6 protein-coding genes are annotated in these 6,895 nt (G+C 69.9%); 3 read left to right on the forward strand and 3 right to left on the reverse strand.

Annotated features, from left to right (window positions below; translation table 11 throughout):
* The 3 genes from PKH97_RS11915 to PKH97_RS11925 form a co-directional block, all read right to left on the reverse strand.
* On the reverse strand, positions 1-2,346 hold a 2,346-nt coding region (locus PKH97_RS11915; RefSeq protein WP_324387677.1), incomplete at its 3' end, for a DUF3488 and transglutaminase-like domain-containing protein.
* Positions 2,343-3,578, reverse strand: a complete 1,236-nt coding sequence (locus PKH97_RS11920; RefSeq protein ID WP_324387678.1) for a DUF58 domain-containing protein — start codon at positions 3,576-3,578, stop codon at positions 2,343-2,345. The genes PKH97_RS11920 and PKH97_RS11915, both read right to left, overlap by 4 nt.
* Entirely contained in the window at positions 3,578-4,570 is a 993-nt protein-coding gene (locus PKH97_RS11925; RefSeq protein ID WP_324387680.1) for a MoxR family ATPase, read from the reverse strand. The genes PKH97_RS11920 and PKH97_RS11925 overlap by 1 nt, the downstream gene beginning before the upstream one ends.
* A 286-nt stretch (positions 4,571-4,856) precedes the next feature.
* Between PKH97_RS11925 and mraZ the strand changes: the two genes are divergently transcribed.
* From mraZ to PKH97_RS11940, 3 genes are all read left to right on the forward strand, one after another.
* Positions 4,857-5,300: a division/cell wall cluster transcriptional repressor MraZ gene (gene mraZ, locus PKH97_RS11930; protein ID WP_324387681.1), complete on the forward strand. Its 444-nt coding sequence runs from the start codon at positions 4,857-4,859 to the stop codon at positions 5,298-5,300.
* A 152-nt stretch (positions 5,301-5,452) separates the two neighbouring features.
* Positions 5,453-6,430, forward strand: a complete 978-nt coding sequence (gene rsmH, locus PKH97_RS11935) for a 16S rRNA (cytosine(1402)-N(4))-methyltransferase RsmH (RefSeq protein WP_324387682.1) — start codon at positions 5,453-5,455, stop codon at positions 6,428-6,430.
* Positions 6,427-6,895, forward strand: a 469-nt coding sequence (locus PKH97_RS11940; protein WP_324387683.1) for a hypothetical protein, incomplete at its 3' end; no start/stop codon positions are given. The genes rsmH and PKH97_RS11940, both read left to right, overlap by 4 nt.

A 6,895-nucleotide genomic window follows, 5' to 3' on the forward strand; every position in this document is an offset into this window, starting at 1 on the left:
GATCCGTCGGCCCGAGCGGCCGAGGGCGGCCGTCGCGGATGACGGCAGCAGCCGGGCGCGTAGTCTCGGGACCAGCGACCGGCTGGAGTCGACGGCCTCCAGGACGGCATCGACGTCCTTCGCCGGGTCGGCGAAGGACGTGCCCGGGCCGGCATACCGCGCCAGCTCGACGGCGGTGACGACGCGACCGAGGGCAGCGGCTGGTTCCCGAGAGAGCAGCGCGCGCTCGGTCAGATGACCCTGGATCTGCCGCGGAGTCAGGGCGTCGGGCGTGCGTACGCCCAGGTCGCCGATGCGCCGGATCATCTCCTGCCATCTCAACTCGACCATCGCGGCATCGTCCGCCGCAGCGGCGAATCGCCGCCGCCGGATCAGCAGCGCCGTGACGGGCAGGACCAGCGAGCCGATGATGCCCAGAACGAGCGCCAAGACGACCCAGGCGGCTCTCGGGATGTCTCCGACCCGTTGCCAGATCGGCCGGTCCAGCGAGGTCTGCCCCTGCGGCGTGGGCACGTCGACCCCCGGCTGGGCGCGCCGCGTCGTCGACGACGCCGACGCCGTGGTGCTCGAACTCGCGGTGGCGCTCGAGGTGCCATTGCCTTCCCGCGCGTATGCCGGCACCGCGCCACTACGGCTGGCCGGCGTCGGTTCGAAGCGCAACCAGCCGAGGGGCTCGAAGTACAACTCCGGCCAGGCGTGCGCGTCGCTCGCGAGCACCGTCCGCTCGCCCTTGTCCAGCCGGCCCGGCAGGAAGCCCACCACGATCCGTGCCGGGATCCCGAACTGGCGGGCGAGCATCACCATGGTGCCGGCGAACTGTTGACAGAAGCCCTGCTTGGTGGCCAGGAAGTGCACGATGGGATTGGCCGCCACTCGGTCCTCGCCCTCGGCTACGGGAACCAGGTCGAGGCTGTAGGTGAATGCTGGGGAACGCAGATAGTCCTGGATGGCGATGGCCGCCTCGATGTCGGTGGCCCCCGGTGGCACCACATCCGCCAGCACCTGGCTCAACGCGCCGGTGGCCAGGGGGTCGATTGCCAGGTCTTGCGGGGTAACGGTCTCCTGGTTCCATCCCCGGAACACGCCGTCCGAGACGCGCGACTCCTGCAGCATGGCCGTGGTCGGCACGACCTCGACGCTGGTGACGGTGTACCTCTTCGCCGTGTCCTCGACTTCGACCTGCCCGTTCGCGTATTCGCGCACCGACTCCTGGCCGTCGACGTCCAGGCTCGCCGCGCCATACGGCAAGGCGATACGCGGGTGCAGCAACTCCCCGTCACGGAACTGCCATTCGGTGCGTTCAATGTTGTCGGACGGCACCGCATCCAGGATGGACGTCAGGCCCGGCGGCAGCGCGTCCGGGACCAACGCTGTCAGTGGGGTACCCCGCGAAACCGCGCGATCAGCGATCGTCGAATCGGTCCGGAAGTTGCCATTGCCGACATACTCATCCAGGATCGCCACGCGCAGCGGGCTCGGCGACGGATCGCTGGTCCGATAGGTCAACACCGGCTTGTCCGACGGGCTTTGCAGATTGCGCTTGAGATCCAAGGTCGTGCTCAACGCGAATCCCGCGTCCGACGTCCCGTTGGAACTGCGCCCCAAGCCGTCGACCAGGAAACGCGTGGGGAAGTGCGGCACGATCAAGGGCACCGCGATCGCGGCCGCCAGCACGGCGATCCCGATATTGCGCGCGACGTCGGCGAAACTGTCCACCGGGTCCCGCGGCCGATCGCCCTCGACCGGCCGGGCCACCAAGGTCGCCCACCGTCGCAGCGAGCCGGTGCCGGTGCGCGCCAGCATCACCAGCCAGAGCACCGCCGGGGCCGCGAAGTAGTACCAAGCCAGCGGAGCCCCGCTGTTGGTTGCGGTGACGAGATAGGCGGCCACGAGCGCGATACCGGCCACGGCGGGGCTGCGTCGGGTGACCGCGCAAAAGTCGATGAGCGCCACAAAGAGCAGCGTCAGCAGCGTCAGGCCGACGATGATGCCCCGGTTGGTCGGGGCCGGCGCGGCATACCGAACGAGGGTCATCCGGCCCTCGAAGAGGACGTTGTTGAAGGCGCGCACTGTCTCCCAGGTGGGCAATCCGAACCACGTATGCCCGCGCCCGTGCAGCAGGACTGCTGCCTCCAGGCCGGCGAGCAGTTGCACCAGGAGGACGAGCAGCCCGCGACGGATCACCAAGCGAGCCAGCAGCCCGGTCACGACCACGACGAGCGAGACCAGGACAGCCGGGCCGGTCCAGGAGTAGCTGTCGAAGAGGGTGCTCAGGGGCGCGAGCGCGGCCCACGAGGCCGCGGCGGCGAGCAGCGCGTCCGGCAGCCGGGCGGCGGCCGGCCTCATCGGACACCCGCCGCTGCGGTCTCGACCGAGGACCACGCCTCGGCCACTCCCATGCCGACCGGAACGACGACCGTCCCCCAGCCGCGGTCGCGCAAGCGTGCAGCCGTCGCTCCGGCGGCCTCGGCCGACAATCCGGGGAGCTCCTGAACGAGCGCGATGCCTGCCGATCCGGGCGCCCGGACGCGGCTGAGCAGGTCGGCCTCGTGGTCGGGGAGCGGGCAGACGACGGCCACGCACAGCGCACCGCCGGCGGCGGCCTCCGCGGCCGCCTCGATGCTCGGGACCAGGGTCGGCGAATCCGATGTGTCCGCCACGGCCAGCTCGATCAAGGCATCGTCGAGGCGCAGGGCATCGCGTGTGGCGTCGCCGAGCACCCGCCCGTCCAGCGCCAGCCGGGCGGCGACGCCACTGGGGATGACCAGGGCCAGGATGGAGGCGGCGGCCGTGACTGCCCACTCGAAGGAAGCGGCAGGACGGGGCTCGCCCTCGCATTGGGCTCGATTGTCCAACAGGAGCACCGCCCGCCGAGTTGCGGGCCGCTCTTCCTGTCTCACCATCAGATCGCCGGTGCGCGCGGTGGCAGGCCAGTGGATGCGCCGGAGGTCGTCGCCGTCGCGATACTCGCGCACCGAGACATCGTCTTCGCCGTGCAGCGCGATCATGTGCGGCACCGAACCCTCGCTGCCGAGGCCGCCGATGATCCGGGTCGCCAGCAGGGGAACCACCTTCGGCAACACGATCAGTTCGCCCACCCCGGGGACGATGGCATGCCGGATCGTCAACTCGAAGGGATCCTTGATCCGCAGGCCCAGTGGTCCGAGTTGGTGGCGGCCGCGAACCGAGCAGCGGACACGGTAATGGAGTTGGTGGCTGACACCCGCGCCCATGCGAGGGATCACGAAACGCGGCCGGTCACCGAGGGCGTAGTCGAGTTGCTCCTCGGCCATCATGATCGGGGTCGCGCGTGTCCCGGGGTTGGTGATGAACAACTGCACATCCCCGGGCTCATCGACGGGGACCACGGCCGGGGCCACATCGCGCCGGGTGGTCATGGCGACGTGCTGCGTGCGGCTCAGCACGAGCACGAGAACCGGTAGGCCGGCGACCAGGACGCCGGCGCGCGTGATATCGCGGAAGCCGAGCAGGATGCCGCAGACGACCAGCGCCACACCGACCGCGACGAAGGCCCGGCCACGCAGGGTCAGGGCGTCGGTCGTGCGCCGCCGGGGCATCAGAATCCCGGTGCCGGAACGCGCACCCGGTCGGTGACCGAGCGCAGGACATCGGCCGGGGAACGCCGGGCATGCAGGGTCTCGCCGGTCAGCAGGATCCGGTGGCCCCACACCGGGACGACCAGCGCCTGGACGTCGTCGGGCAGCACATAGTCGCGCCCGGCGAGAGCCGCGTGGGCGCGGCAGGCGCGCAACAGGTGCAGCGTGGCGCGCGGGGATACGCCCAATCGCAGGGCCGAACTCTCGCGGGTAGCCGTCGCCAGGTCGACGATGTACTGGCGGATGGAGTCGGAGGAATGGACCAGCCGCACGGCATGGATCAGCCGGCTGACGGTCGCCGCGTCGGTGACCGGCTGCAGACGCTCCAGGGGTGATCCGGAGCCGTGCCGGCTGAGCATGTCGATCTCACTGCGCGGGTTCGGATACCCGAGCGAGACCCGCGCCATGAAGCGGTCGCGCTGGGCCTCGGGGAGGGGATAGGTGCCCTCCATCTCGATGGGGTTCTGCGTCGCCATGACGATGAAGGGATGCGGGAGGGTATAGGTCCGCCCGTCCACCGTGACATTGCCCTCCTCCATGCATTCGAGCAGGGCCGACTGGGTCTTCGGCGAGGCGCGGTTGATCTCGTCGCCGACGACGACATTGGCGAAGATCGCGCCCGGCCGGAACTCGAAGGAGCGCACGTCCTGGTTGAACATGCTCACGCCGGTGATATCGCTGGGGAGCAGGTCCGGTGTGAACTGGATGCGTCGCACGGTGCAGTCGATGGACTTGGCCAAGGTCTTGGCCAGCATCGTCTTGCCGACACCCGGCACGTCCTCGAGCAGCAGGTGGCCCTCGGCCAGCAAGGCCGTGATCGCTGTCTGGACCACCTCGGGCTTGCCTTCGATGACGGTCCGCATCGCGCCCGCCAGGCTTGTCGTGACCTCGAGCACCTCTTCGAGCGCCCGCGCCCGCGTGACCTCGGTGGGTCCGCCTCGCTGATCAGCCACAGTGCCGCCTCCTTCGCTGCCCCCGACGTGCAGCACGCCGTCATCTTCCCCCACGAACCCCCCGGCGGTAGCCCGGTGAGCCCGCTTCGTCACCATCTCGCGACCGAACGCCACAAGTTGGCCGAGACGAAGCGAAAATTGCCCCACTTTCCCCCACCCACGATTGACCTGCAATTTCCGCTCTGTATGTACGGGAAACGCGAACAATTTCGACTTGATAACGACATTGGTGGGGTAAGGTGGGGGAAATCGGTGGAGCCTGGGTGGAAGGTGGGTGATGGGCTCGATGACTGCGGTCTTTCTCGGCTCCTACAGCCCGCGCCTCGACGAGAAGGGCCGGCTCTTCCTCCCCGCCAAGTACCGCGACGGCCTCGGTGAGAAGGTCGTGCTGACCAAGGGCCCCGACCGCTGCGTGACCATCTACCCGGAGGCGGTCTTCCACGCCCGCATCGCCGCCCGGCTCGCGAGCGCCACCACCTCCAGCCGCAGCGTGCGCAATCTGCGACGCGCGCTGCTCGGACAGGCCGCGGACGAGGCGCCGGATCGCCAGGGCCGGGTGACCATCCCCGCCCCGCTGCGTGCCTATGCCGGATTGGATCGCGACTGCACCGTGGTCGGGCAGGGCGACTACGTCGAGGTGTGGGACACCGCGGCCTACGCGGAGATCGAAGCCTCCAGCAACCTCGAACTCGACGACCTCAACGCCGATGGGGAGGAGTTCGTGTTCTGACCCGATGCGGTGGCCCGCGGCCTCCAGCCGTCCTCCCGACCCGACTTCCCCCGTGCCGGGGCGGCGGATGGGGACCACGAGCCATCGCTTCCCAGGCACCACCTCCCTCCACCGTCATCCAGCCCCAGCTCTAAGCCCCCGAGAGGCCACCCATGACCAGCGGAGCACCTGCCGACTTCCGGCACGTGCCCGTCCTGCTCGAACGGATCGTGGACCTGCTCGCGCCATCGCTCGCCGAGCCCGGCAGCGTGGTGCTCGACGCCACCTTGGGCTTGGGTGGGCACGCGGAAGCGCTGCTGGCCGCCTGCCCGAACGCCCGGCTGATCGGACTGGACCGCGACCGGGAGGCGCTGGCTCTCGCGGGGGAGCGGCTCGCGGCATACGGGGACCGGGTGCGCGGTGTGCACGCGGTCTACGACGAGGTGCTGGCCGTGCTCGCCGATCTCGGCGTTGCGCGCGCGCAGGCGGTCCTCTTCGACCTCGGGGTCTCGTCGCTGCAGCTCGACGACGGCGGGCGGGGCTTCGCCTACCGCTTCGACGGGCCGCTCGACATGCGGATGGATCAAAGCCGCGGAGAGAGCGCGGCCGATCTGCTGGCCACTGCGGATGCCGCGGAGTTGACGCGGATCCTGCGTAACTACGGCGAGGAGCGATTCGCCGCGCGGATCGCCCGCGCGATCCTCACCCAGCGAGCCGTCCGCCCCATAACCACATCGGCCGAGCTCGTCCAGCTGCTCACCGCCACCATCCCCGCCGCTTCGCAGCGCACGGGCGGGCACCCGGGCAAGCGGACCTTCCAGGCGCTGCGTATCGCGGTCAACGACGAACTGCGCGTATGGGAGCGTGCCCTCCCCGCCGCCATCGACGCCCTCGCCGTCGGCGGACGGATCGCCGTGCTCTCCTACCACTCCCTCGAGGACCGGATCACCAAGACGGTGCTCGCCTCCGGCGCGCGCAGCAGCGCGCCCGTCGGGCTGCCGGTCGAACTGCCGGAACACCGCCCCTATCTGCGCCTGCTCACCCGCGGTGCCGAAGAGGCTTCCGCCGCCGAACAGGCGCGCAACTCCCGATCCGCCTCCGTGCGCCTGCGCGCCGCCGAACGCCTCCGCGAAACGAAAGGAACCCGATGAGCCAGCTCCACGCCATCGACGTGAGCCCGGTCCCCACCAGGCGCCCCATCCGGCCGACGCTGACCGTCGTGCCGAGCCGGTATGTCGCCCGGCAGTTCGGCTTCATCGTCGTGCTCGGTGTCACCTTGATCGTGGGCCTGCTGGCTGCCTTGATGGTCAACACCGCCCTGGCCAAGGGCACCTATGTCCGCGGCGCCCTGGTCGGAGAATCGAACATCCTCGCCGACCGCCAGGAGGTGCTGACGCACGAACTCGATCAGCTGCGGGCGCCCGCCGCGTTGGCGACCAAAGCGCTCAAGCTCGGCATGGTGCCGGCGCAGTCCCCGGCGTTCATCAACCTCAGCGCCGGGACCGTCGTCGGCGTGGCGCAGGCGGCCAAGTCGGACAAGGCGTTTACGGTGATCACGGCTCCCACGCTGGGGCCGGTCAAGGGCACCAAGTCGGCCAAGACCTCAGCAGCATCAA

The sequence above is a fragment of the Nostocoides sp. genome (assembly GCF_035343835.1).
GTDB lineage: Bacteria > Actinomycetota > Actinomycetes > Actinomycetales > Dermatophilaceae > Nostocoides_A > Nostocoides_A vanveenii.

What these genes read in the sequence shown, in the direction of transcription:
- rsmH (WP_324387682.1), top strand. Translation starts at nt 5,453, where the DNA reads ATGACCAGCGGAGCACCTGCCGACTTCCGGCACGTGCCCGTCCTGCTC.
- PKH97_RS11920 (WP_324387678.1), bottom strand. Translation starts at nt 3,578, where the DNA reads ATGCCCCGGCGGCGCACGACCGACGCCCTGACCCTGCGTGGCCGGGCC.
- mraZ (WP_324387681.1), top strand. Translation starts at nt 4,857, where the DNA reads ATGACTGCGGTCTTTCTCGGCTCCTACAGCCCGCGCCTCGACGAGAAG.